The sequence below is a fragment of the uncultured Tateyamaria sp. genome (genome assembly GCF_947488715.1).
Classification (GTDB): Bacteria; Pseudomonadota; Alphaproteobacteria; order Rhodobacterales; family Rhodobacteraceae; genus Tateyamaria.
This window is the reverse complement of record NZ_CANLAG010000007.1, coordinates 134,073-157,214: the sequence shown is the minus strand read 5'-3', so window position 1 is coordinate 157,214 and position 23,142 is coordinate 134,073. Positions and strand designations below refer to the sequence as shown.

Genomic DNA, 23,142 nt, shown 5'->3' with positions numbered 1-23,142 from the left:
TTGATGCCGCTTGGGAAAATGACACTGAAACTGGGAGGATCAGGGATGCAGATCGGGTTTATCGGACTTGGCAATATGGGCGCACCGATGGCGGCCAACCTCGCCAAGGCGGGGCACAACGTCACCGGGTTTGATGTAGCGGGCACCACAGCCGAGGGCGTGACACAGGTCGCCACCGCCGCAGAAGCCGCGGCAGGCCAGGACATCGTGATCACGATGCTGCCCAATGGCGACATCCTGCGCAGCGTCGCCGATACCGTGATCCCTGCCATGACCGCAGGTGCGACGTTGATCGACTGTTCGACTGTCGATGTGGAAAGCGCCCGCGCCGTGGCAGCTCAGGCTGATGCGGCGGGTCTTGGCTGTGTCGACGCGCCGGTGTCGGGCGGCATTGGCGGCGCGGCAGGCGGAACGCTGACATTCATGGCAGGCGGAAGTGCCGCGGCATTCGAGGCCGCCAAACCGCTGTTCGACATCATGGGCCAAAAGGCCGTGCATTGCGGCGATGCGGGCGCGGGCCAAGCGGCCAAGATCTGCAACAACATGATCCTTGGCGTGACCATGATCGCCACCTGCGAGGCCTTTGCCCTCGCGGACAAGCTGGGGCTCGACCGGCAAAAGATGTTCGATGTGGTCAGCACCTCGTCAGGATACAGCTGGACCATGAACGCCTATTGCCCTGCGCCCGGCGTCGGCCCCACCAGTCCGGCGGACAACGGCTATACGCCGGGATTTGCCGCCGAACTGATGCTCAAGGATCTGGGCCTGAGCCAGCAGGCCGCCGAAGCCACAGACGCGGACACCCCTATGGGACAAGCCGCCCTCGCCCTCTATCGTCAGTTTGTCGAAGACGAAGACGGGCGCGGCAAGGATTTCAGCGCAATGCTGCCCCGGTTTGAGACGCGCCGACGTCCAAGCTAGGCAATTGTGGCAAAATCAGAACGGACACGCATGCGAACCCATACGGATGCGTTTCCCAAAACCCTTTCTATCAAAGGGTCGTGCGCTGGTTTCCAAACCATGCACAATCCTAGGGACTCCAAGTAAATTGTCCTAAAATTGTCGTGATCAGTGCAAAAATTGGCTTTGATCGTCCGGCATCTTTGCGCCGTTGCCCACCCAAATTCCGGGCAGCGGAGGACAGAAGACAATGCCAACAGCAACAGAGCTGCCGATCAACACGGCAGCCACCGCAACAGACATGGCCACCACCATTTTCGGCAATGGTGTGCAGGTCAACAGCGCGACCTATACGGGCGATCAGCTCAGCTCAGGCACGTATTCCGACGGGGATGCCGTGTCGCCAGAGGCAACGCCGGGTGATACAGGCGTCATCCTATCCACCGGGTATGTCACCGATTTCACCAATTCGGATGGCACCACAAACACCAACCAGGCGGCAGGCACGTCGACCAACACCGCAGGTGTGGACGGGGACGCGGATTTCGAAGCCATTGCGCCCGGCTCCACCTTTGATGCGTCTTTCCTCGAGGTGAATTTCACGCCGCAAGGCGATTTCATCACCATCGACTTTGTTCTCAGTTCCGAAGAATACCCGGAATACGCCAACTCGCAGTTCAACGATGTTGTGGGTGTCTGGGTGAACGGGGTGCAGGCCACCGTGACCGTCGGCGACGGCAACGCATCCATCGGCAATATCAACGGCAACACAACGCAAAACCTCTATCAGGACAACACCGCGGACCAGTTCAACACCGAAATGGACGGTTTCACCATCACCCTGACGTTTGTTGCCCCGGTGATCCCGAACCAACCCAACACGCTCAAGATCGGCGTAGCGGACGTGGCGGACAACTCGTACGACACCAACCTGCTGATCGCGGGTGGATCAGTGCAATCGACCATCGTGGCGCAGGATGACGCGGTTGTGCTGGGCAATGACGACACCAAGGTGATCGACGTCCTGAACAACGACAGCTCGACCGGTGGCGCGCTGACGATCACCCATATCCAAGGCACGCCGGTCGTTGCAAACCAACAGGTCACCCTGAGCACGGGACAGGTCATCACGCTGAACGCGGATGGTACCCTGACTGTCGATGGCGACAGCGATGCCGAGACGATCTATTTCAACTACACCGTCGAAGACCAGAATGGCGCGACCGACACGGCGCTGGTCGAGGTCGAACAAGTCCCCTGTTTCGTGATGGGTACGCTGATCGATACGCCAGACGGCCCACGACCGGTTGAATCACTGCGGGCGGGTGACTTGATCCTGACTGCGGATGATGGTCCTCAACCCGTTCGGTGGATCGGGCGCAAGGCCGTCGCGGCCAAAGGCATGCACCGCCCCGTTCGGTTGCACCGCGGCGCCCATGGCGCTACCCGCGATTTGTGGCTGTCACAACAGCATCAGGTGGTTTTGACCGGGTATCTACCGCAATTGCTGTTTGGTGAGGATGAGGTGCTGACCAAGGCAAAGACGCTGGTCAACGGCCGCGATGTGGTGATGGAAGACCGCTGGGATGTGGTCACGTACCTGCACCTGTTGTTTGATAGGCATCAGATCGTGCAGGCCAATGGCGTGGCCTGCGAAAGCTATCTGCCGGGTCCGATGACCATGGGCGGGTTTGATCCCGAGACCCGCGCAGAGATCGCCGGATTGTTCCCCGAGATCAACGACCAAGGCATCGGTTATGGACCAGCGGCGCGCACGATGATCAAAGGGTTTGAGGCGCGTGCGCTGATGGCCGCGTGATTATTCCGCCGCCACCTTGCGCGCTTGCAACATCGGTTTGAGGTAGTGGCCGGTATGGCTTTCTGCAATCTCAGCCACCTGTTCCGGTGTGCCGGTGGCCACGACCTTGCCGCCGCCATCGCCGCCCTCGGGGCCGATGTCGATGATGTGATCGGCGGTTTTCACCACGTCCAGATTGTGTTCGATCACCACAACCGAATTGCCCTGATCGACCAATTCATGCAGCACTTCCAACAACTTACGCACATCCTCAAAATGCAGACCTGTTGTCGGCTCATCTAGGATATAAAGCGTCCGCCCAGTGGAGCGTTTGCTGAGCTCTTTCGACAGTTTCACCCGTTGCGCCTCGCCGCCTGACAGGGTTGTCGCCTGCTGGCCCACCTTGATGTATCCCAGACCAACACGCATCAGCGCGTCCATCTTTTCGCGAATGCTGGGCACCGCCTGAAAGAACCCTTGGGCATCTTCCACCGTCATATCCAGGACGTCGGCAATGGACTTGCCCTTGAATTTGATCTCAAGCGTTTCGCGATTGTAGCGCGCACCCTTGCAGGTCTCGCATTCTACATAAACGTCGGGGAGGAAGTGCATCTCGATCTTGATAACACCGTCGCCCTGACAAGCCTCGCAGCGCCCCCCCTTGACGTTGAAGCTGAACCGCCCCGGCTTGTAGCCGCGCGCCTTGGCCTCGGGCAGACCGGCAAACCAGTCGCGGATCGGGGTGAAGGCCCCGGTATAGGTCGCAGGGTTCGACCGCGGCGTCCGCCCAATGGGCCGCTGGTCGATGTCGATCACCTTGTCCAGATGTTCGAGGCCTTTGATCGTCTCGCAGGGCGCGGGCGTCTGGCGCGCGCCGTTCAGCGCCATGGACGCGGTTTTGAACAGCGTTTCGATTGTCAGCGTGGACTTGCCGCCGCCCGACACGCCGGTGACGCAGACAAACTTGCCCAGCGGGAAATCGACGGTCACGTTTTGCAAGTTGTTGCCGGTGGCCTTGACCACCGTCAGCTTTTTCTTGCCCTTTTTGCCTTTCCGGCGCTCGGTCGGCACTGCGATCTCGCGTTTGCCTGACAGGTAGTCACCGGTGATCGAGCCACTGGCCGCCAAAACATCCGGCGTGCCATGCGCCACAACTTCACCGCCATGCACACCCGCGCCCGGTCCAATGTCGAACACATAATCAGCTTCGCGGATCGCCTCTTCGTCATGTTCAACCACGATGACGGTGTTGCCCTGGTCACGCAGATTTTTGAGCGTGCCAAGCAGGCGGTCATTGTCGCGCTGGTGCAGGCCGATGGACGGCTCGTCCAGCACGTATAGAACCCCGGTCAGACCAGAGCCGATTTGCGAGGCCAGTCGGATGCGTTGGCTCTCGCCACCACTTAACGTGCCACTTGAACGAGACATCGTAAGATACTCAAGACCCACGTTATTCAAGAACCCTAGACGCTCGCGAATCTCTTTCAGGATCGCGCGCGCAATCTCGTTGTTTTGTGCGGTCAGGTGATCCGGAACGGTCTGACACCAGGCAAATGCCTCGCGAATCGACATCTCGACCACATGTCCCACGTGCAAAAGATGCTCGGGATCATCGGCGGGGCCAATCTTGACCGCCAGCGCCTCTGGCCGTAGGCGGAAACCGCCGCAGTCGCCGCAGGGGCGGTTGTTCTGGTAACGCTCAAATTCCTCGCGGACCCAGTTCGAATCCGTCTCACGGTACCGACGTTCCATGTTGGGGATCACCCCCTCGAACACGCGCGTCACCTGATAAACGCGCCCGCCCTCATCATAGCGGAACGGGATTTCCTCATCGTGCGACCCGTACAGGAATACCTGCTGCACATGCTTGGGCAGGTCTTTCCACTTGGTCTGCGGATCGAATTCGTAATGTTTGGCAATCGCCTCGATGGTCTGCAGGAAATACGGGCTCTTACCCTTGCGCCATGGGGCCAGCGCGCCGTCATAGACCTTGAGCGTCTGGTCTGGCACCACGAGCCGTTCGTCAAAGAACAGCTCTTGCCCCAGCCCGTCACAGGTTGGACAGGCCCCAAAAGGCGCGTTGAACGAAAACAGGCGCGGCTCAATCTCGGGGATGGTGAAGCCACTGACAGGACAGGCGAATTTCTCGGAGAACGTCGTGCGTACCGGGTCACCTTCGCTTGGCGCAGTCTCGAGGATGGCAATGCCGTCGGCCAGATCCAGCGCGGTGCGCAAGCTGTCGGCCAGCCGCGTCTCCAGCCCTTCTCGCACGACGATCCGGTCCACCACGACGTCGATGTCATGGCGGAATTTCTTGTCCAGCGTCGGCGGCTCGTCCAGCTCGTAGAACGACCCGTCAACCTTCACCCGTTGGAACCCCTGCTTGCGCAGTTCGAGGAACTCCTTGCGGTACTCGCCCTTTCGGTCGCGGATGATGGGGGCCAGCAAATAAGCGCGCGTCCCCTCTTCCATCGTCATGACGCGGTCGACCATGTCCTGCACTTGCTGCGCCTCAATGGGCTTGCCGGTGGCGGGTGAATACGGCGTGCCGACACGCGCAAAGAGCAGGCGCATGTAGTCGTAGATTTCGGTCACGGTCCCGACGGTCGAGCGTGGGTTTTTCGACGTCGTCTTTTGCTCGATGGAAATCGCGGGGCTGAGGCCGGAAATATGATCCACATCCGGTTTCTGCATCATGTCGAGGAACTGCCGCGCATAGGCGGACAGCGATTCCACATAGCGGCGCTGCCCCTCGGCATAGATCGTGTCGAAGGCGAGCGAGGACTTGCCCGACCCCGAAAGCCCAGTGATCACCACCAGTTGATCGCGCGGAATGTCCACGTCGATGCCCTTGAGGTTGTGCTCGCGCGCGCCGCGCACCTCGATATTCTTTTGCTCGGCCATATCAGCCCCCCGGATTAACGGTTTGTACATAGGTCAGATGGCCGTGACAGCCAATGAAAAAAGTAGAACATTGTGCGAACATGTTTGCTGCTGTCATGTGCTGTCAGCACGGCGCCGCGCAGCCATCCACGCGTGGGCCGCAATGCCGCAGGCAAATACAGCCACGCAGGTCCACACGAGCCCCGGAAACCCGGCGGCCCCCAGCACCAGCAGCAGCACCGGCGTGCCGAGCGTATTGCCAAGGTTTCCCGTCTGCGCGAGGCCGCCGTAAGCCTGGCTTTGATAAGCGGCGCCCTCATTCAACTGCGGCACAGCGGCAAAGCTTGCGCCCTGCACCAGCCCAAGTGCGCCCGCAAGCGTCAGACAGGCCGCAGGCAGCCCCGGCATCGCCCACAACCACAAGAGCGACGCAATACAGGCGGCAAAGCCAATCTGCACCAACATCACCGCCGTGATGTAGCGCAGCAAAAACACGCCAAGCGTCAACGACACGGCAATCGAGGTCAGCGGCATCGCCCCCATCACCCAAGCCCGCCATTCCGGCGCGATGTAGGGCGGCAGGACAGTCAGGATGGCGAGGAAACAGAAGGTGTAAAACATCCACCCCGCCCCAGGAGCCGCGATGCGCGGGGATCGGTAGATTGCAACATGATCGCGCGCGATCCCGCTGACGGCCAAACGCCCTTCCGGCGGCACTTCGAGCGGGCGCAGGAACACAGTCAGGATCACCGCGAATGCCATCAGCCACAGAGCGTGCGCGATGAACAGCGCGGGCAGGCCCTGCACCTCGACCAAGGGTAGGCCAAGTGCCACCAGCAAGGTAAAGGCGACGGAGAAAAACGTGCTCCAGAGCGTCAGGGTAAATCCCCTGTGCCTGTCTGCGCTAAGCTGTGCGATCAAAGTGGGCGCGGCCACCACGATGGCCAGATGCGACACGCCCTCAAGCCCGCGGCTGAGCAACATCAAGGGCAGGCTCGGCAGTGTTGCCTGAAACAGCGACAGCGCCGCCCCCGCCCAAAGCGCCCAAAGCATTGCGCGGCGGTACCGGATGCGCGCCACGACCAGCCCAGCCACAACGCCCAGCACGATGCCCACAAACCCGACCAGCGACACGATGAACCCCAGCGCGGGGCCCGCGTCGGGATAGACCTGTGGCAGACGGTCAAAGATGATTGAGATTTTGGCGTATTGCCCCGCCGCCCCCAATCCCGCGCCCCAGAGGGCAAAGACAAGCGGGAATGAGGTGCGGTCGGTCATGGCTCCGGGCTACGCCTGAAAGCCGGTCGCTGCAAGGCCGCGATATGTGCGCGGCCCGCGCCCTACATATGGATCACGCGATCATAGGCGTCCAGCACGCTTTCGTGCATCATTTCGGACAGGGTCGGATGCGGGAAGACCGTGTGCATCAGGTCCTCTTCGGTGGTCTCCAACGCCTGACCAACCACATAGCCCTGGATCAGTTCGGTCACTTCTGCACCAACCATGTGCGCGCCCAACAGCTCGCCGGTCTTTTCATCGAAAACCGTTTTGATCAAGCCTTCGGGCTCACCAAGTGCGATGGCTTTGCCGTTGCCGATGAAGGGGAATTTGCCAACTTTGACCTTGTAGCCCGCCTCTTTTGCCTTGGCCTCGGTCAGGCCCACGCTGGCCACCTGTGGGTGGCAATATGTGCAGCCCGCAATGGAATTGGGTTTGATCGGATGCACGGCGTTCTTGCCCGCGATCAATTCAGCGACCATCACGCCCTCATGGGACGCTTTGTGGGCAAGCCATGGCGCGCCCGCGATGTCCCCGATGGCAAAGATGCCGTCGACCCCGGTGCGGCAATATTCATCCGTGACCACATGGGTCCGGTCCACCTTCACACCAAGTTTCTCAAGGTTCAGCCCTTCGACATTGCCGACGATGCCGACGGCCGAGATCACCGTGTCAAAGTCCTGCTTCTCGACCTTGCCGCCCACTTCGATGTGGGCTGTGACTTTGCCCTTGGCGCGGTCCAACTGTTTGACCATCGCTTTTTGCATGATCTTCATGCCCTGCTTTTCAAAGGCTTTCTTGGCAAAGGCACTGATTTCAGCATCTTCGACCGGCAGGACGCGATCCATGACCTCAACCACAGTCGTGTCAGCGCCCAACGTATTGTAGAAGCTGGCAAATTCGATGCCAATTGCGCCCGACCCGATGACCAACAGCTTTTTGGGCATCCGCGTAGGCGTCAGCGCCGCCTTGTAGGTCCAGACCAGTTCGCCATCGGCCTCAAGACCCGGCAGTTCGCGCGCCCGCGCGCCTGTGGCCAGGATGATGTTCTTGGCGGTCAGTTCTTCGGTGCCCTTGTCGGTCTTGACGCTGACCTTGCCCTTGGACGGGACCGTGCCCTCGCCCATGATCACGGTGATCTTGTTCTTTTTCAGCAGGTGCTGCACGCCGCCCGACAGTTGCCCGGCGATCTTGCGGCTGCGGTCTACAACGGCTGGCAGGTCATAGCCGATGCCATCCGCCTTGAGGCCAAATTCCTTGGCGCGGTGCATCAGGTGGAAGACTTCAGAACTGCGCAGCATCGCCTTGGTCGGGATACAGCCCCAGTTCAGGCAAATGCCACCCAGATGTTCGCGTTCGACCACGCATGTGTTCAGACCCAGCTGTGCAGCGCGAATTGCCGCCACATAGCCGCCTGGCCCGGAGCCGATCACCACAACATCAAAGGATTTCGCCGCCATATCAGTACCCTCGCAAAAAGCGCCACGTCAGATTTAGTTTACCGTTAAACTATTTTTTTTCCAACCTCAACGCAACCAGCCCGCGACAAATCGCCTGACGCAAGGGAATGCGTCAGGTGCGGTGCAAATACGGTGATGTTACGTGGGTCCGTCAGGCTGCGGTTTTGGCCTGGAGCGCGCGCAGTACACTGCCGTAACCACCCGCCTCAAGGTGGGCCAGTTCGGCGGCGGTGGATTTGCGACCCAAGCAGGCATTGCGGTGCGGGAAGCGTCCGAATTGCCGGATCACTTCGCGATGCGCCTGCGCATGCGTCAGGAAAGTGTCGTCCTGCATGCGCTCACAGATCAGGCGAACGGCCCGGTCCTGGTCACAGAGGTTCTCGGAATGCTCGAGTGGCATGTAAAAGAACTGCCGCGCAGGCAGGTCGACCCGCATGTCCCACCCTTTGGCGATTGCGGACTTTGCAGCGGCCAACGCCGCCCGGTCCAACGCAAAGGCGCGGCTGTCGTCGCGGAACATGTTGCGCGACAGCTGATCCGTCAGAATGATATAGGCGAGCGCGCCATTGGGATATGTCAGCCACAGGGCAAATTTGCCTTCGGCAGCGGCCTGCCATGTGGTTTCAAAACGGGCGCGTATGGCGTCATCAAGCACGTCGTCTTGTGAATACCATTCGTTCGGACTGCACTCATCCAACCAAAACTTCAAAACCTCGTCCGGACCAACCATGGTGTTCGCTCCCACTCTCCATGCATACCGTTACGTCACCGTTACATTGGTTACATGTGTGAACCCAATCACGAAATGCAACACCTGCGACATATTACGCGGCATGCGTGTCTTCCTCGTCTTCGAGATCGGACTCGATGGCGTATTCCTGAGCGATCTCCATCGCCACAGGTGTGGTCGACGCCTGGGACATCACCACGTAAGAGCCCGTCTCATCCAGTGGGATCGTGGCCCGCTGTGTCATCCGGTAGCTGGCATAGGCGACCAGCACTGCAAACAGCACCGCCGTGAACAGGTAGAACCCGGCCGGGCCCACGTTCTCCATCAATGCGCCGACGATCAATGGTCCGAACACCGCACCCAGCCCGTTGATAAACACCAACCCGCCGGAGGCCGCGGCCATATCGTCGTGGTCCAGAAAGTCATTGGTGTGCGCAATCAACAGGGAATAAAGCGGGTTCGACATGCCGCCCACGATGAACCCGGACACCAGCAACAGCGTGAAACTGCCGCCCAGCGCCATGCCGAGGACCGACCCACCAAAGCCGACAGCCGCCACAGCCACAACCAGAACGCGCCGGTCGATCCGGTCGGACATCCACCCAATTGGATATTGCAGCACCACCGCCCCGACAAAGAAGATCGCCACAAAGGTCGAGATTTGCGCTACGCTCAAACCAACCTGCGCGCCGTAGACCGATGCCATACCGAACTGCGCCGAAAACACGCCCCCCAGCACAAACATCCCCACGACACCCAGCGGTGACACATTTGCAAGCGCCCTGAGCGTCATCGGCTTGGTCGTGTCAAAGGCCGGTGTCGGGCTGATCGACAACAGGATCGGCGTGATCGCGATAGACACCAGCACTGACGGGATCACAAACAGCACAAAGCCCGACGGGTCCGCCGTCAGCAAAAGCGCCTGACTGGCCACAATGCCCAACGTCTGCACGATCATGTAAAGAGACAGCGCCTGCCCACGGTTCGAATTGTCCGCCGCATCGTTCAGCCAGCTTTCCGCCGTCACGTAGACCGCGGAAAAGCAGAACCCGATCAGCACACGGCCCGCTGTCCACACCCAAGGGTCCGCAAACGTCGGGTAAAGGATCATCACCGCCGAGATCAAAGAGGCCAGCGCCGCAAACACGCGCACGTGCCCCACCCGCCGGATCATGCCCGGCGCCATGCGGCTGCCGCCGAGGAAACCGGCAAAATAGGCAGACATCACGATCGACATCTCGAGGGTCGAAAACCCTTCGATCTCGCCTCTGACACCCAACAGCGTGCCCTGCATGCCGTTGCCGACCATCAACAGGAACATGCCAAGCAACAAGGCCCACGCGCTGGTCAAAACTTGCATCATGGCCGATCACTCCTTGGCGGGTGTGTCTCTCACCCGTGTCACAGGCGATGGTCCGTGTCAGCAGATTTTGCGACCTCAGGATGTCGGTTTTGCGTCTTGTGCCTGCGGCAGAAGCAGAGAGGCGTCGCCGTAGGAAAAAAAGCGGTATGCGTTGCTCACTGCGTGGGCATAGACCGCGCGCATCCGTTCCGTGCCCATGAGGGCAGACACAAGCATCAACAAGGTGGATTTGGGCAAGTGGAAATTGGTCATCAGCCCATCCGTCGCGCGAAAGGTAAAGCCGGGGTATATAAAGATATCCGTCTCCCCTTCCCAAGCATGAAAGCCACCATCGCGTGCCATCGTTTCGATCAGGCGCAATGCGGTTGTGCCGACCGGGATCACACGCCCGCCGCGTGCGCGCGTGTTGGCCATGGCCTGTGCGGCACCCGCGCTGACCTGACCCCATTCGGAATGCATCTTGTGAGTGGTGACGTCGTCCACCTTGACCGGCAGGAACGTGCCCGCGCCCACATGCAAGGTGACATAGGTGACCTGCACACCGCGCGCATCCAGCGCCTGCATCAGCGCATCGTCGAAATGCAGCGATGCCGTTGGCGCAGCAACAGCACCGGCATTGCGCGCCCAGATTGTCTGGTAGTCGGTCTTGTCCTGCGCGTCCGCCGGTCGTTTGGCCGCGATATAGGGCGGCAAGGGCATTGCCCCCGCCGCATTCAGTGCGGCGTCAAAGTCGTCACCCGACAGATTGAACTGCAACAGGCCCTGCCCGTCTGTGACCCCTGTTAATGTGGCAGACAGTTCGTCGGAAAAGCGCACCGTTTCCCCGATCTTCACCTTCTTCAGCGGTTTGACCAGCGCGGCCCAAGTGCCGTCCGCGCGCGGCTCAAGCAGCGTGACTTCGATCTTTGCAGTGGTATCGCCCTGCGTGCTGGTTCGTGCGCGGGTGCCAAACAGGCGCGCGGGGATCACCCGCGTGTCGTTGAGCACCAAGAGATCGCCGGTGCGCAGCCAGTCGACCAGATCAGTGACCACCTGATCATGGGTGGCCTTCCCATTTGCCACCAGCAGGCGCGCGGAGGACCGCGGCGATGCGGGTCGGGTGGCAATCAGGTCTTCGGGCAGGTGAAAGTCGAAATCAGAAAGTTGCATGCGCGCGGCGTATCGCGGTGCTCACCGTTCATCAAGCTCTTCTCGACGCTCGCGCAGGCGGCGCTGCGCGCGTGTCTCGGCTTGCGGTTCCGGGGCAAAGGCCTCTGGCTGCACAGGAGCTGCGGCATCGCCTTCGACTTGCGGCAATTCCGGTGCCGGTGCGCGAAAGATCTCGCGGAACATACCCGGCGTCAGCGCCGACAGCGGATTGACCTGCACGCGCGGGTCCGTGACCGGGCCGCGCAGCCGGTAGTTGAACCCGATCAGCCCCTCGCCCTTGCGGGTCAGGATGCTGCCGATCCCGTTAAGCAGGAACAGGGGCGAAATCACGCCCTGCATGTCCAGCACCGAACGCGTCACGTCATACGTGCCGTCCATGGACAGCCCCATCGACGGTCCTGTGGCACTGGCGCGCGTCAGCGCCATTGTACTGGGGGTCAGGCGAAACGCGGCCTCAACTTCTTGAAAGTGGATACCGCTGCCGCGCATCTGTTCGAGCAGGCCAATGATGCTGACCGCATTCAAGAGGGCCGCAATGGCAGGCGCGTCGGTGATCCGGGTTTCAGTGACTTCAAGCGTGCCGTCAAAGCTGGCGGCCCCCACGGGCAACAGGGTCAGGGACAACGCCCCACCACGCGCTTGTTTGAGAATACCGGCAGATGCGGCGACGCCGCCCGCGTCATCTGACCTGATCCTGATGGCGCTGCGCCCATTCTGCGGCAGGACCTGACCGCGCACCACAGTGCCGCCATTCACCTGCGCGCGAAATTCACCGTCGAGGCCGCGCGTCATGTTGAACTGGCCCTCCAAACCGGTGAGCGAGATCGAGTCGGTGATCTGCAAACGATCAAGGGTCAGCGTGATCGGCCCGCCGCCCTGCTGGCCACCCGTGCCCGAACCCGAGCCACCGAAATCGGCCTGTCTCAGGTCCAGCACGCCGCCCCGTACAACCACGCCCGGTGGATTGCGCCCACGCCCCACCAGATCAACAGGCGCGCGCAACCACTGTCCCACCTCGACCTGAGAGAACCGCGCCCGTTCCAGACCGCCGCCGGGGGTCAACGTGATTGCCCCCGTGGCCTTCAGACCCGGTGCATCCAGTCGCAGCGCATCGACCGTTGGCGTCGCACCGAGCGTGCCAGAGATCGACAATTGCCCAGCCGTTCCAGCCGCCTTGCGCCAACCCAGAGGTGGCGATGACAGGCGCACGCCGCGCAAATCCGAGGTGAGGGAAAAAGTAGGTGTTTGCCCGCCAACGGGCAGGCCCACCACGATCTCGCCCTCGCCCTGCCCTGTGACTAGGCCATCGGGCAGACCGAGTTGAAACGCCTGAATTGTCCGCTCTGATAGCTCAAGCGTTCCGGCCACTTGACCGGGCTGCGGCGTGGTCGAGATCGGCTGGGTCCAGACGGCATCGAATGGCACGCCGTCCAATGTGCCGGGGCCAGAGACCGCAACCTGCGCGTTGGACGCGGTGACCCGCAACGTGTCCGCCGCCAACCTGCGCCCCTCGATGAGTTGCGTGCTGATCACATTCCGCGCCGTTCCTGTGGCGTCATAGATCAGGTCCGACGTCTTCAGCCCGGATTTGAGCGGCAGCGCCAAGGTGCCTGCCATTTGCAATTGCCCTTCGGCGAGGCTGGGCGCGAGCCCCGCCTTTTTCATCAGGTTCAGGGGCGGCTGATCCAGCAGGGACAGTGCGGATGTCACAGACCCCGATGCCTCAAGCCGCACAACCGCGGGCGCGCCATCCCGCGCTGTGACGTCCGGGATGATAAAGGACGACCCGCCCACTTCGACAATGCCGCCCTCGGGTGCGGTGACCTGTCCCGCATCGACCGACACGACAAAACGTTGGTCCAGCAAACTGGCCGTGCCGCGCGCATTTTTGATCGGCGGCAAAGTCTTGACGTAGCGCACATGCGCATCGTCATAGGCAAAGCTGACATAGGCGTTGGTCGGCGTGTCCGGCGCGTCCCGCAGCACGAGATCCACGTCGCTCAGCGTCCCGCCCAACAGGTTCTCGGACAGCCACGACCGCGTTTGCGGCACAAACTGTTCCGGCCAGAGTTCCAACAACCGATCCGGCGACAACGTGTCGACCTGCGCGTCAAGCGCATAGCGCCAACCGGCATCCGCCGCCTCCAGCATGCCGCGCGCCAGCAAGACCTGCCCGCCATCACGGAACACGGCCTGCCCGATGTCCAGATGGAACGGCGCCAGCGTCAGGCGGAAATCCATCTCGGCCCCGTCCAACACAACGGGCGCTGGATACAGCGCGTCGGGATTGGCCGCCAAGCGGCTGGCGCGGAACTGTCCCACCAGATCGTCCAACGCGCCGCTGTCATCCAGCCCCAGCACTGTCTGCCCCTCGATGCTGCCTGTGATCCAGGCGCTGTCGACGGACAACTCGCTGAACTCGAGCACACGGTCATCCGGGTCATAATTGAAATAGCTGCGCGCCGACGTGAACGGCACAGGCCGCGTCGCATCCGTGGGCTGAATGACCCCGGCCCCAATGCCCAGCGTCACGTTCAAGGGGGCCAGCGTGCCATCGCTATCGATCCCGCCACGCATTGATCCGGAGATCGGCGCACGCAGCACATCCAGCCAGGCAAAGGGCGGCGCAAGGGCCGCAATGTCACCTGCAGACACATCCGCAACCGTGGCACCAAAAGACGCGGCCGCATCCCCGATCCGGCTTTGGTAATTGGCCTCAAGGGTCGCGACCCCCTGCCCGCCGCTCAACAGTGCTAGGTCCGATGTGATCCGCACCGTGTCGTCGTCGCGGGTCAAGCGCATGCGCCCGCCATCCATTGTCCATGCCTGGGCAGACCGCACATCCTCGATCCGCAGGGTCATCGCCTGAACATCTGCCGATTGCAGCGCCGACAGCGCGGGCAGTGTCAGCAAGTCGTCGATGCTTTCGATCAATTGGGCAAAAGTCGCGGCCTCTTGCGTGGGCGAGCTGAGGTCGACGCCCCCCGACAACACAACCGATCCATCCACCTGTCGGCGCAATTTCCCGAACACACCGCTTATGGTGATGTCGGACGGGCGCAACTGGCCTTGCAACAGGTTGTCCATCGACACACCCGCACGCAATTCGCCGAATGCCACAATTTCCGCGCCTGCCGCGTTCACGAACTGCACGTTGGTCATGCGCGCGCGCGGAACCAGGCCCTCTTCGACAACCAGCTCCAGATCGTCAAACCGCAACGACGCTGTGCCAAGCGCATCGGCCACCCGCGCCTCAATCCGGGCGCGCAGCCAATCCGGGGCCGCAACGGGCCGTCCGATCAACACATATATCACCGCGCCACAGATCGCTGTGACGCACAGCGTCAGCAAAACACTGCCCAACCCGAGGCGACGCCACAGGCTTTTGCGGCGCACGGGGCGCTCGGGCGATATGGGTTCCGCGCTGCTCATGTCTTTATTCTTGTCCGCACAGCCCTATCATGCCAGTCACAACTTTCCCAATTGTCACGAAAAGGTTCTGATCCGTGCTCGACATTGCGACCCCTGCCCCTGATTTCACCCTGCCGCAAAGCGACGGCACCGACGTGACACTGTCCGACCTCAAGGGCGGTCCGGTGGTTCTATACTTTTATCCGCGCGACGACACACCCGGCTGCACCAAGGAATCCATCGCCTTTTCCGAACTGCTGTCAGATTTCGAGGCCGCAGGCGCCAAGGTGTTCGGCCTGTCCAAGGACGGCGTTGCCAGCCATGCCAAATTCGCCGCCAAACGCGACCTTTCTGTCCCGCTCTTGTCGGACGAAAACGGCACGGTCTGCGAGGACTATGGCGTTTGGAAGGAAAAGAACATGTACGGCAAGAAATACATGGGCATCGAACGCACAACCTACCTGATCGATGCCAACGGCGACGTGGCTATGGTCTGGCCCAAGGTCAAGGTACCGGGTCACGCCGAGGCTGTTCTTGCTGCGGTGCAAGCCCTGTGATGATGCCGCTGGCGCAGATGGCCGAGGCGGTTCTGCGCACGGCAAACGGACGGGAAAAAACCGCCCTGTCCCGGCGCTATGCCGCCGAGTGGCGGGCGGCACGCGCGGCTGGTGACAGGCCAGAGATTGGCACCGCCGCGCCGCCCATGCACCCGGCCCGACCGGCTGCGCCCGAACTGCTCAGCCCACGCGATGTACCGCGCCGACGCCCCGGCAGTCCCGAGGGCCGCATCGCCTTGTTGCACGCGGTGGCACACATCGAATTGAACGCGGTGGACCTGCACTGGGACATCATCGCGCGCTTTACCGACGTAGAAATGCCCATTGGCTTCTACGATGACTGGGTCAAAGCCGCAGACGAAGAATCCAAACATTTCAACCTGATGTGCGATTGTCTTGAGGAAATGGGCAGCCACTATGGCGCTTTGCCAGCCCACGCTGGCATGTGGCGCGCCGCCGAAGACACCGCCACCGATTTCATGGGCCGCCTCGCTGTTGTGCCCATGGTGCTCGAGGCGCGCGGGCTCGATGTGACGCCCGGCATGATCGAGGTGTTTCGCAAGGCCAAGGCCGACAGCGCGGTCGCAGCCCTCGAAAACATCTATGCCGAAGAGGTCGCGCATGTGGCCTACGGGTCCAAGTGGTTCCACTTTCTGTGCGGGCGACACAACCTTGACCCAAAGGACGCCTTTCACGAACTGGTACAACGTTACTTTCACAGCCCACTCAAACCGCCCTTCAACGAAGAAAAGCGCGCAGAGGCCGGACTGCCCCCGGATTTCTACTGGCCACTTGCAGTCGCGGACTGATCCGTATGGCGCGCATTGGCGGTTTTCCGCCAATTTGACACAATTCCGCACCACTTACCGCCCCAAGCTGTGATGAGACTTGCCGCCAAAGGGCGACATCCTTATGCACAGGCGTCAAGGCACCGTGTTGGGGGATGTGAGTGCCGCAATTGGGATGGGACAAAGGACGAGCGCAGTGCGAACACGCCTCGGCATCAAATGGCACGGTCTGCTGGAACACTATTTTCCAGAGCGTCGGGTCTTTCTCAAATCGGACAATGACACGCGTTTCATTCGGCTGCGGTCTGGAACGCAACTGGTGGCATTCGCCGGCAGTTCTTTCGTGGTCGCCTGGGCGATTGTTGCCACCGCCATTCTGCTGATGGACAGCATCGGTGCCGGGAACTTCCGCGAACAGGCCAAACGGGACCAGCGCACCTATCAGGCGCGACTGAACGATCTGTCCGCCCAACGTGATGCCCGCGCCGAAGAAGCCCTGGCCGCACAAGAGCGGTTCAACGCGGCACTGGCGCAAATCTCTGTCATGCAGTCCGAATTGCTCAGCTCTGAAACACGTCGACGCGAACTTGAGACGGGCATCGACGTGATCCAATCCACGCTGCGCGGCACCATGCAAGCCCGCGAGGATGCACGGTCTGAGCTGGCGACATTGCAAGAACAACTCGAAACCGGCACGGGCGGCACCGCACTGGCCTCTGCCGGAGGTGGCGCGCCCATGGATTTCGTCGCCGAGGCGCTGGCACGGACCGCGGCAGAACGTGACAAGGTGGTGCTGGACGCACAAGACGCACTGCTGGCCGCCGACGCGATGGCCGCTGAAATCGCGGTGATGAAAGAGCAAAACGACCAGATTTTCCGCCAACTCGAAGAGGCGATGACGGTTTCGGTCGCGCCACTGGACAAAATGTTCCGCGCCGCCGGGATGCCCACCGACCGCATCATCGAACAGGTACGCCGCGGTTATTCCGGCCAGGGTGGCCCACTGACGCCCCTGTCCTTCTCTACCCGCGGCGAAGAACCCAGCCCCGACGCCCTGCGCGCCAACCGTCTGATCAACCAGATGGATCAGCTGAACCTCTACCGCATCGCCGCGCAAAAGGCGCCCTTTGCGTCCCCCGTCAAATCCGCCTTCCGGTTCACGTCATCATTCGGGTTCCGCCGCGATCCCAAAACTGGTGGCCGCCGGATGCATAACGGGGTCGATTTTGCCGCCAGCAACGGCACGCCGCTCTATGCAACAGCGGACGGCGTTGTCACGTACTCGGGCTGGCAGTCCGGCTATGGCCGGTTGGTTAAAATCCAACACGAATTTGGCATTGAAACCCGTTATGCACATCTGTCGAAACTTCGCGTGAAAGTTGGCCAAAGGGTCTCGCGCGGGGATCGGATTGGTGATATGGGAGCCTCTGGACGGGTGACCGGCGTGCATTTGCACTACGAAGTCCGTGTCGGCGGCAAGGCCGTCAACCCGATGATCTATATCAAGGCAGCGAACGATGTTTTCTAAGAGCAAAATCAACGAACCCGGCCCCAGCACTGACGCAGCAAAACCGGCTGCTCCGCCCGCACCCGCACCCGCCGCGGCCCCGAAACAGAGCGAGTTCAAGGCAAGCGCCCCCAAGGCCAAGCCCCCCGCCTCGATCCTGTCGGCGGACCTGCACATAACGGGCAACATGAAAACCACCGGCGACATCCAGGTCGAAGGCACCGTCGAAGGCGACATTCGTGCCCACCTGCTGACCATCGGTGAAAGCGCCACAATCAAAGGCGAAGTCATCGCCGATGACGTGGTCATCAACGGCCGCATCGTCGGTCGTGTGCGTGGCCTCAAGGTGCGCCTGACATCGACCGCACGTGTCGAGGGCGACATCATTCACAAGACAATCGCCATCGAATCCGGCGCTCACTTCGAGGGTTCCGTGCAACGTCAGGACGATCCTCTGAACTCCGGTTCGGCCAAACCCAAGCACGCCGCAGCACCCGCCGCGCCGCCTGCTGGCGAATAAGCCACCCGGATCACACCCAATACGGGGCGTTGCAGTGACATCTGCGACGCCCTTTTTTTCATGCCTGCCTTTGGGCGCTACTGGCCCAGCATCCACGCCCCTTCGGGCCAGAATGCGTGAAAGGCAAAGGCGAACATGACATCATGCGGCACATCCTGCCCTGATGTATCGCGCACACGGATGCTGCCGACATCACGGCCCTTGTCGATGCGCGGTGTGTCGAGGGCCGACGCCTGGCCCGCGTGCCAACTCAACGTGATCCCTGCCTCTGACAGGTCGCCCAACGCGGCCAGTCGTGACAACGGCCATGCCCGATCCCCCACACGGACCACGCGCGCAAGCGGCGCGATGCCATGGGGCGGCGGGTCGCCGGAGTACAAGAACGGTCGGTGGCTGCTGTCATAGCGGGAATAGGGATTGCGCCTGTAGTCCCGATTGTGGGGCGGCTCCGCCATCACCAGACCGTCCGGGTGCGCCGCCTTGAACTCTGCCCAGCTTTCCATCCACGTGGGCATGTGGGTCAACGCAACGCCGGTCATCTCACCAACAATGCCGCGACCAACCGCCTGCTGCCACCAGCTCTGGGTTTCGCGGTCATACATGATCATATCCGAATTGCGCAGCTTGCCAGACACCCCAAAGCTCAACGTGCGTCCCTGCACCCGCCGATCAAACGTCATGCCGGAATTGCACAGCGGGCAGAACGTCACCGCCACGGGCACGCCGCCAATGCTGTCATTGACGATCTCGTGCCAAATCAAATAGCGGATTGGATAGGCGCGCGCCCGCGCACCCTCCATCGCCATGGTGATCACCGGTTCGCGCGCACCCAAGCCTCGTTTCTTCGCCGCCTCGACAAATTGCGGCGCGTCCAGCGCTGGTATGCCGTCCTTGGGTGGGCCGCCCGACAGTATCTCAACCCAGTTGCCAATGGATGTTTTGCCAAAATCCGTATCCGGCCACTCGTGTTTCCAGAAACTGGGATCGGCAGATGCAACCACGCTCATCCACAGGCCGGTCAAAATACTGGTGATCAAGATCCGCACGCCCACCTCCTCTGCACATGCTGATGCAGTGTGGCTCAGGCCCTTGCCAGCGCACAACCAACCCCACGCAGACGTGAAAAAGGGCGCATCGCCAGATACGCCCTTTCACATCTCAAAAACTGATTTTTCTCAGTCGGTTACGACAACTTTGGTCATACGGTCCGGCTCGCCTTCGGAAATGGCGCCACTGCGGGGGTGTCCGCGTTTGATCGCCTGAACCACATCCTGACCATCCGTCACACGCCCCACGACCGTGTACTGACCGTTCAGAAACGGGCCCGGCTGGAACATGATAAAGAACTGCGAGTTGGCGCTGTTGGGCGACTGCGACCGGGCCATGCCCACGACGCCCGTGTCAAACGGAACGTCCGAAAATTCCGCTGGCAGATCAGGCAGGTCAGACCCACCCGTCCCGGCACGGCGATAGTTGTAGCCGTCCGTTGCGTCGCCAAACTGCACGTCACCGGTCTGTGCCATAAAGCCATCAATCACCCGGTGAAATACAACACCGTCATACTGACCTGCTTCGGCCAATGCGGTGATCTGGGCCACGTGTTTGGGCGCAACGTCTTCGAGCAGATCGATAGTGATCGTGCCGTTTGCCTCCCCCGCCACAGTGACCTCAAGGCCCGTGGCCAGCGCAGGTGTCGCGCCAGCAACGGCCAAAGCAGCGATCAGGTTACGCAACATCTGCAGCCACCTTGACGCTGATCATGCGGTCAGGCTCCGCAGGCGGCTCGCCGCGCGTGATGGCATCCACGTGTTCCATGCCCGCCACGACCTGGCCGTAGACGGTGTACTGACCGTTCAGAAAGTCGTTGTCCTTGAAGTTGATAAAAAACTGGCTGTTGGCGCTGTTGGGGTTGGCCGACCGTGCGGCACCAAGGCTACCACGTGCATGCGGGATCTTGGAGAATTCGGCCGGAACGTCGGGCTTGTCCGACCCACCGGTGCCCGCCATGCGGATGTTGAACCCGTCTTCCATGTCGCCGTGTTGCACATCACCGGTCTGGGCCATGAAGCCGTCGATGACGCGGTGAAACGCGACGTTGTCGTACTCGCCCGCGCGGGCCAGTTCCTTCATCCGCTCCACGTGCTGTGGCGCAACGTCAGGCAACAACTGGATGGTGACGGTGCCACCTTTCAGCTCCATCAGGATTGTGTTTTCGGGGTCTTTGATATCGGCCATGTCTGCCTCTTTCTGTCTCAAGCTTTGGTTGGACATATGCCGATGCGGCGTCCGGGACAAGTAACGCGTTGACGTTCTGGCCGATTGCCGCGATGCAATGCGCGACCTAACGGAAGCTATGACCAAGGAGCGCACGATATGGGCTGGAAAACGCTGGACGACATGGACCTTCAGGGCAAACGGGTTCTTACCCGCGTCGACATCAACGTTCCGATGGAAGATGGCCGCGTCACCGACGCCACGCGCATTGACCGCATCGTGCCCACGATCACTGACATCCGTGCCAAGGGCGGCAGCCCCGTACTGCTGGCGCATTTTGGGCGCCCCAAGGGGCAACCCAGTGCCGAATTGTCCCTTGCCCAACTGGTCCCTGATCTTGAGGCCGCGTTCGGCTGCCCTGTCATCTTTGTCGAACGGCCCAGCCGCGATTTCATCGACGCTCAGACCAGTGACGCGGTGATCCTGGTCGAAAACACCCGCTTTTCCGCGATGGAAGAGGCAAACGCCCCCGAAATGGCCGGGTTTCTCGCCACGCTGGGTGACGTCTACTGCAACGACGCCTTTTCCGCCGCTCACCGCGCCCATGCCTCGACCGCCGGTGTCGCCGCGCATCTGCCCTCCTGTGCCGGGCGCTTGATGCAGGCCGAACTGCAAGCCCTCGAAGCGGCCCTATCCAACCCCAAACGGCCCGTCGGCGCGGTTGTCGGTGGTGCCAAAGTATCGACGAAACTGGACCTGCTGGAAAACCTGGTCAAAAAGATCGACGTGCTGATCATCGGTGGCGGCATGGCCAACACCTTCATCGCCGCCCAAGGCGCGCAAATGGGCGCGTCCCTGCAAGAGGCCGATCTGCACGACACGGCCCGCGCCATTCTGGCCGCTGCCCAAGAGGCCGGATGCCGTGTCATTCTGCCCAGCGATGGCCGCGTGTCCCGCGCCTTCGCCGCAGGTGCACCGCACGACATCATTCCGCTGAACGCGGACACCGTGCTCGAGGATGATCAAATGGTGCTGGACGCCGGTGACGCCGCCGCATCCGACATCGCCGCGGCCTTTGCTGAGCTGAAAACGCTGATCTGGAACGGACCGCTTGGCGCCTTCGAGATCGCACCTTTCGACACGGCCACCGTCAGCGCCGCCAAAGCGGCTGCACAGCGCACCGCCTCTGGTGACCTGATCACCGTGGCCGGGGGCGGCGACACTGTTGCGGCGCTCAACCAGGCCGGCGTGGCCGACGACTTTACCTATATCTCGACCGCAGGCGGCGCGTTCCTGGAGTGGATGGAGGGCAAGGAACTGCCCGGCGTTGCAGCCCTCATGACATAGTCATTCTCCCGCGCTTGGCAGCCCGGCCACGCGTCCCCATATTGCCCCTGTACCGAAAAACACAGGGGCAGACATGGCTTGGACATTGATCACCGGCGCATCCGAAGGACTGGGCGTTGAGTTTGCGCATATCGCAGCCAAGGAAGGCCGCAACCTGATCCTGGCCGCGCGGTCCAAGGACAAGCTGGACAAGGTCGCAGAAACCGCCCGCACACACGGCGTCGAAGTGCTGGTTGTGCCAACAGATCTGTCTGACCCGGACGCCGTTGACCAGTTGTGGTCCACCGCCACCGATGGACGCAAAGTCGATGTTCTGGTGAACAATGCGGGCCTTGGCTACAACGGCCCCTTTGCCGACGGGCAAGGTTGGAGCCGCGAACTCAGCTCGATCAACGTGAACATGATCGCCCTGACCCGCCTGATGAAACTGGCCATCCCCCACATGCAGGCACAGCCCAAGGGCCGCATTCTCAATGTCGCGTCCGTCGCCGGGTTCACCCCCGGCCCGAACATGGCCGTCTACCACGCAACCAAAGCCTATGTTCTGTCGCTGTCCGAAGCCGTCGCCGAGGAATTGCGCGGCTCGAACGTAACCGTGACGGCCCTTTGCCCCGGCGCAACGGCCACCAATTTCTTTGAGGATGCGGACATGCACGGCGTGCGCCTGCTCAAACTTGCCAAACCGATGAAGGCCTTTGACGTGGCGGAGTTGGGCTGGCTTGGTGCACGGATCGGGAAACGGATCGTGGTGCCCGGCGCCATGAACAAGGTTCTAGCCGCCCTGCCCCGCATTTCCCCACGTGGTCTGACCACGCGGATTGCCGCGCAGATCATGGGAAAACACTAGGGCATTGAATCAAGGGGGATTCCCAAGGCGAATCACCTGTGCCATACTGCTCCAAACCGCACAAAGAGGCGGACCAGAGGCAAAGCACATGACCCGCACCGCGCGCCCCGCACTGGGGACATTTATCTTTTTCGCAATCGCCTTTGCGTTGGCGATCTATTTCACCTTTGCCGCTGTGCAGGGGGATTACGGCCTGTTCCGCCGTGCCGAAATTGATGCCGAAGCGCAGGACCTCGCCCAACAACTGGCCGCCGTGCAGGCCGAAGTCGACGAGATGGAAAACCTGACGCGCCGCTTGTCTGACGACTACCTCGATCTGGACCTGCTGGACGAACAGGCGCGACGCATGTTGGGCGTTCTGCGCAGCGACGAAATCGTCATTCGCTAAAA

19 protein-coding genes are annotated in these 23,142 nt (G+C 61.5%); 9 read left to right on the top strand and 10 right to left on the bottom strand.

Annotated elements, in window-relative coordinates:
- Positions 1-45: 45 nt before the first annotated feature.
- Together mmsB and Q0936_RS16265 are read left to right on the top strand one after the other, a co-directional pair.
- Positions 46-921, top strand: coding sequence for a 3-hydroxyisobutyrate dehydrogenase (gene mmsB / locus Q0936_RS20410; protein WP_363323313.1), 876 nt, complete (start codon positions 46-48; stop codon positions 919-921).
- Positions 922-1,150: 229 nt separating this feature from the next.
- The gene (locus Q0936_RS16265; RefSeq protein WP_299297566.1) at positions 1,151-2,719 is read left to right on the top strand and encodes a choice-of-anchor L domain-containing protein; all 1,569 of its coding nucleotides are present in this window, start codon (positions 1,151-1,153) and stop codon (positions 2,717-2,719) included.
- On the opposite strand, the gene uvrA is transcribed toward Q0936_RS16265, so the two are convergent.
- The 7 genes from uvrA to Q0936_RS16230 all read right to left on the bottom strand — a co-directional run bounded on the left by uvrA (position 2,720) and on the right by Q0936_RS16230 (position 14,993).
- A complete protein-coding gene (uvrA, locus tag Q0936_RS16260) occupies positions 2,720-5,602 on the bottom strand; it encodes an excinuclease ABC subunit UvrA (protein WP_299297567.1) in 2,883 nt (960 codons plus the stop codon).
- Positions 5,603-5,695: 93 nt separating this feature from the next.
- Positions 5,696-6,859 (bottom strand): MFS transporter, encoded by a 1,164-nt coding sequence (locus tag Q0936_RS16255; protein WP_299297568.1) that lies wholly within the window; start codon positions 6,857-6,859, stop codon positions 5,696-5,698.
- 62 nt (positions 6,860-6,921) lie between these two features.
- Entirely contained in the window at positions 6,922-8,319 is a 1,398-nt protein-coding gene (gene lpdA, locus Q0936_RS16250; RefSeq protein ID WP_299297569.1) for a dihydrolipoyl dehydrogenase, read from the bottom strand.
- A gap of 151 nt (positions 8,320-8,470) precedes the next feature.
- Complete coding sequence (locus tag Q0936_RS16245; protein WP_299297570.1) at positions 8,471-9,049, bottom strand: DUF924 family protein; 579 nt, start codon at positions 9,047-9,049, stop codon at positions 8,471-8,473.
- Between the two features lie 94 nt (positions 9,050-9,143).
- Positions 9,144-10,412, bottom strand: a complete 1,269-nt coding sequence (locus Q0936_RS16240; RefSeq protein WP_299145071.1) for an MFS transporter — start codon at positions 10,410-10,412, stop codon at positions 9,144-9,146.
- A gap of 75 nt (positions 10,413-10,487) precedes the next feature.
- Positions 10,488-11,561: a tRNA preQ1(34) S-adenosylmethionine ribosyltransferase-isomerase QueA gene (gene queA / locus Q0936_RS16235; RefSeq protein ID WP_299297571.1), complete on the bottom strand. Its 1,074-nt coding sequence runs from the start codon at positions 11,559-11,561 to the stop codon at positions 10,488-10,490.
- 21 nt (positions 11,562-11,582) lie between these two features.
- The gene (locus tag Q0936_RS16230; protein WP_299297572.1) at positions 11,583-14,993 is read right to left on the bottom strand and encodes a DUF3971 domain-containing protein; all 3,411 of its coding nucleotides are present in this window, start codon (positions 14,991-14,993) and stop codon (positions 11,583-11,585) included.
- A 74-nt stretch (positions 14,994-15,067) separates the two neighbouring features.
- Between Q0936_RS16230 and Q0936_RS16225 the strand changes: the two genes are divergently transcribed.
- The 4 genes from Q0936_RS16225 to Q0936_RS16210 all read left to right on the top strand — a co-directional run bounded on the left by Q0936_RS16225 (position 15,068) and on the right by Q0936_RS16210 (position 18,344).
- Positions 15,068-15,529 carry a peroxiredoxin gene (locus Q0936_RS16225; RefSeq protein ID WP_299297573.1) on the top strand — a complete coding sequence of 154 codons (462 nt, stop codon included), beginning with the start codon at positions 15,068-15,070 and terminating at the stop codon, positions 15,527-15,529.
- Positions 15,529-16,338, top strand: a complete 810-nt coding sequence (locus tag Q0936_RS16220; RefSeq protein ID WP_299297587.1) for a ferritin-like domain-containing protein — start codon at positions 15,529-15,531, stop codon at positions 16,336-16,338. The genes Q0936_RS16225 and Q0936_RS16220 overlap by 1 nt, the downstream gene beginning before the upstream one ends.
- Positions 16,339-16,513: 175 nt before the next feature.
- Entirely contained in the window at positions 16,514-17,845 is a 1,332-nt protein-coding gene (locus Q0936_RS16215; RefSeq protein ID WP_299145058.1) for a M23 family metallopeptidase, read from the top strand.
- Positions 17,835-18,344 (top strand): polymer-forming cytoskeletal protein, encoded by a 510-nt coding sequence (locus Q0936_RS16210; protein ID WP_299145055.1) that lies wholly within the window; start codon positions 17,835-17,837, stop codon positions 18,342-18,344. Before Q0936_RS16215 ends, Q0936_RS16210 begins: the two co-directional genes overlap by 11 nt.
- A gap of 77 nt (positions 18,345-18,421) precedes the next feature.
- Here Q0936_RS16210 and Q0936_RS16205 read toward each other — a convergent pair whose 3' ends face one another.
- The 3 genes from Q0936_RS16205 to Q0936_RS16195 form a co-directional block, all read right to left on the bottom strand.
- Positions 18,422-19,351, bottom strand: a complete 930-nt coding sequence (locus Q0936_RS16205) for a DUF3179 domain-containing protein (protein ID WP_299297588.1) — start codon at positions 19,349-19,351, stop codon at positions 18,422-18,424.
- Between the two features lie 168 nt (positions 19,352-19,519).
- Positions 19,520-20,080 (bottom strand): peptidylprolyl isomerase, encoded by a 561-nt coding sequence (locus Q0936_RS16200; RefSeq protein WP_299297574.1) that lies wholly within the window; start codon positions 20,078-20,080, stop codon positions 19,520-19,522.
- The gene (locus Q0936_RS16195; protein WP_299145051.1) at positions 20,070-20,579 is read right to left on the bottom strand and encodes a peptidylprolyl isomerase; all 510 of its coding nucleotides are present in this window, start codon (positions 20,577-20,579) and stop codon (positions 20,070-20,072) included. Before Q0936_RS16195 ends, Q0936_RS16200 begins: the two co-directional genes overlap by 11 nt.
- Before the next feature lie 138 nt (positions 20,580-20,717).
- On the opposite strand from Q0936_RS16195, the gene Q0936_RS16190 reads away from it, so the two are divergent.
- From Q0936_RS16190 to Q0936_RS16180, 3 genes are all read left to right on the top strand, one after another.
- Positions 20,718-21,905: a phosphoglycerate kinase gene (locus tag Q0936_RS16190; RefSeq protein WP_299297575.1), complete on the top strand. Its 1,188-nt coding sequence runs from the start codon at positions 20,718-20,720 to the stop codon at positions 21,903-21,905.
- Between the two features lie 73 nt (positions 21,906-21,978).
- A complete protein-coding gene (locus Q0936_RS16185) occupies positions 21,979-22,752 on the top strand; it encodes an SDR family oxidoreductase (RefSeq protein WP_299297576.1) in 774 nt (257 codons plus the stop codon).
- Positions 22,753-22,840: 88 nt separating this feature from the next.
- Positions 22,841-23,140 carry a septum formation initiator family protein gene (locus tag Q0936_RS16180; RefSeq protein WP_299297577.1) on the top strand — a complete coding sequence of 100 codons (300 nt, stop codon included), beginning with the start codon at positions 22,841-22,843 and terminating at the stop codon, positions 23,138-23,140.
- Positions 23,141-23,142 lie beyond the last annotated feature (2 nt).

What these genes read in the sequence shown, in the direction of transcription:
- mmsB (WP_363323313.1), top strand. Translation starts at nt 46, where the DNA reads ATGCAGATCGGGTTTATCGGACTTGGCAATATGGGCGCACCGATGGCG.
- Q0936_RS16265 (WP_299297566.1), top strand. Translation starts at nt 1,151, where the DNA reads ATGCCAACAGCAACAGAGCTGCCGATCAACACGGCAGCCACCGCAACA.
- uvrA (WP_299297567.1), bottom strand. Translation starts at nt 5,602, where the DNA reads ATGGCCGAGCAAAAGAATATCGAGGTGCGCGGCGCGCGCGAGCACAAC.
- Q0936_RS16255 (WP_299297568.1), bottom strand. Translation starts at nt 6,859, where the DNA reads ATGACCGACCGCACCTCATTCCCGCTTGTCTTTGCCCTCTGGGGCGCG.
- lpdA (WP_299297569.1), bottom strand. Translation starts at nt 8,319, where the DNA reads ATGGCGGCGAAATCCTTTGATGTTGTGGTGATCGGCTCCGGGCCAGGC.
- Q0936_RS16245 (WP_299297570.1), bottom strand. Translation starts at nt 9,049, where the DNA reads ATGGTTGGTCCGGACGAGGTTTTGAAGTTTTGGTTGGATGAGTGCAGT.
- Q0936_RS16240 (WP_299145071.1), bottom strand. Translation starts at nt 10,412, where the DNA reads ATGATGCAAGTTTTGACCAGCGCGTGGGCCTTGTTGCTTGGCATGTTC.
- queA (WP_299297571.1), bottom strand. Translation starts at nt 11,561, where the DNA reads ATGCAACTTTCTGATTTCGACTTTCACCTGCCCGAAGACCTGATTGCC.
- Q0936_RS16230 (WP_299297572.1), bottom strand. Translation starts at nt 14,993, where the DNA reads ATGAGCAGCGCGGAACCCATATCGCCCGAGCGCCCCGTGCGCCGCAAA.
- Q0936_RS16220 (WP_299297587.1), top strand. Translation starts at nt 15,529, where the DNA reads ATGATGCCGCTGGCGCAGATGGCCGAGGCGGTTCTGCGCACGGCAAAC.
- Q0936_RS16210 (WP_299145055.1), top strand. Translation starts at nt 17,835, where the DNA reads ATGTTTTCTAAGAGCAAAATCAACGAACCCGGCCCCAGCACTGACGCA.
- Q0936_RS16205 (WP_299297588.1), bottom strand. Translation starts at nt 19,351, where the DNA reads ATGAGCGTGGTTGCATCTGCCGATCCCAGTTTCTGGAAACACGAGTGG.
- Q0936_RS16200 (WP_299297574.1), bottom strand. Translation starts at nt 20,080, where the DNA reads ATGTTGCGTAACCTGATCGCTGCTTTGGCCGTTGCTGGCGCGACACCT.
- Q0936_RS16195 (WP_299145051.1), bottom strand. Translation starts at nt 20,579, where the DNA reads ATGGCCGATATCAAAGACCCCGAAAACACAATCCTGATGGAGCTGAAA.
- Q0936_RS16190 (WP_299297575.1), top strand. Translation starts at nt 20,718, where the DNA reads ATGGGCTGGAAAACGCTGGACGACATGGACCTTCAGGGCAAACGGGTT.
- Q0936_RS16185 (WP_299297576.1), top strand. Translation starts at nt 21,979, where the DNA reads ATGGCTTGGACATTGATCACCGGCGCATCCGAAGGACTGGGCGTTGAG.
- Q0936_RS16180 (WP_299297577.1), top strand. Translation starts at nt 22,841, where the DNA reads ATGACCCGCACCGCGCGCCCCGCACTGGGGACATTTATCTTTTTCGCA.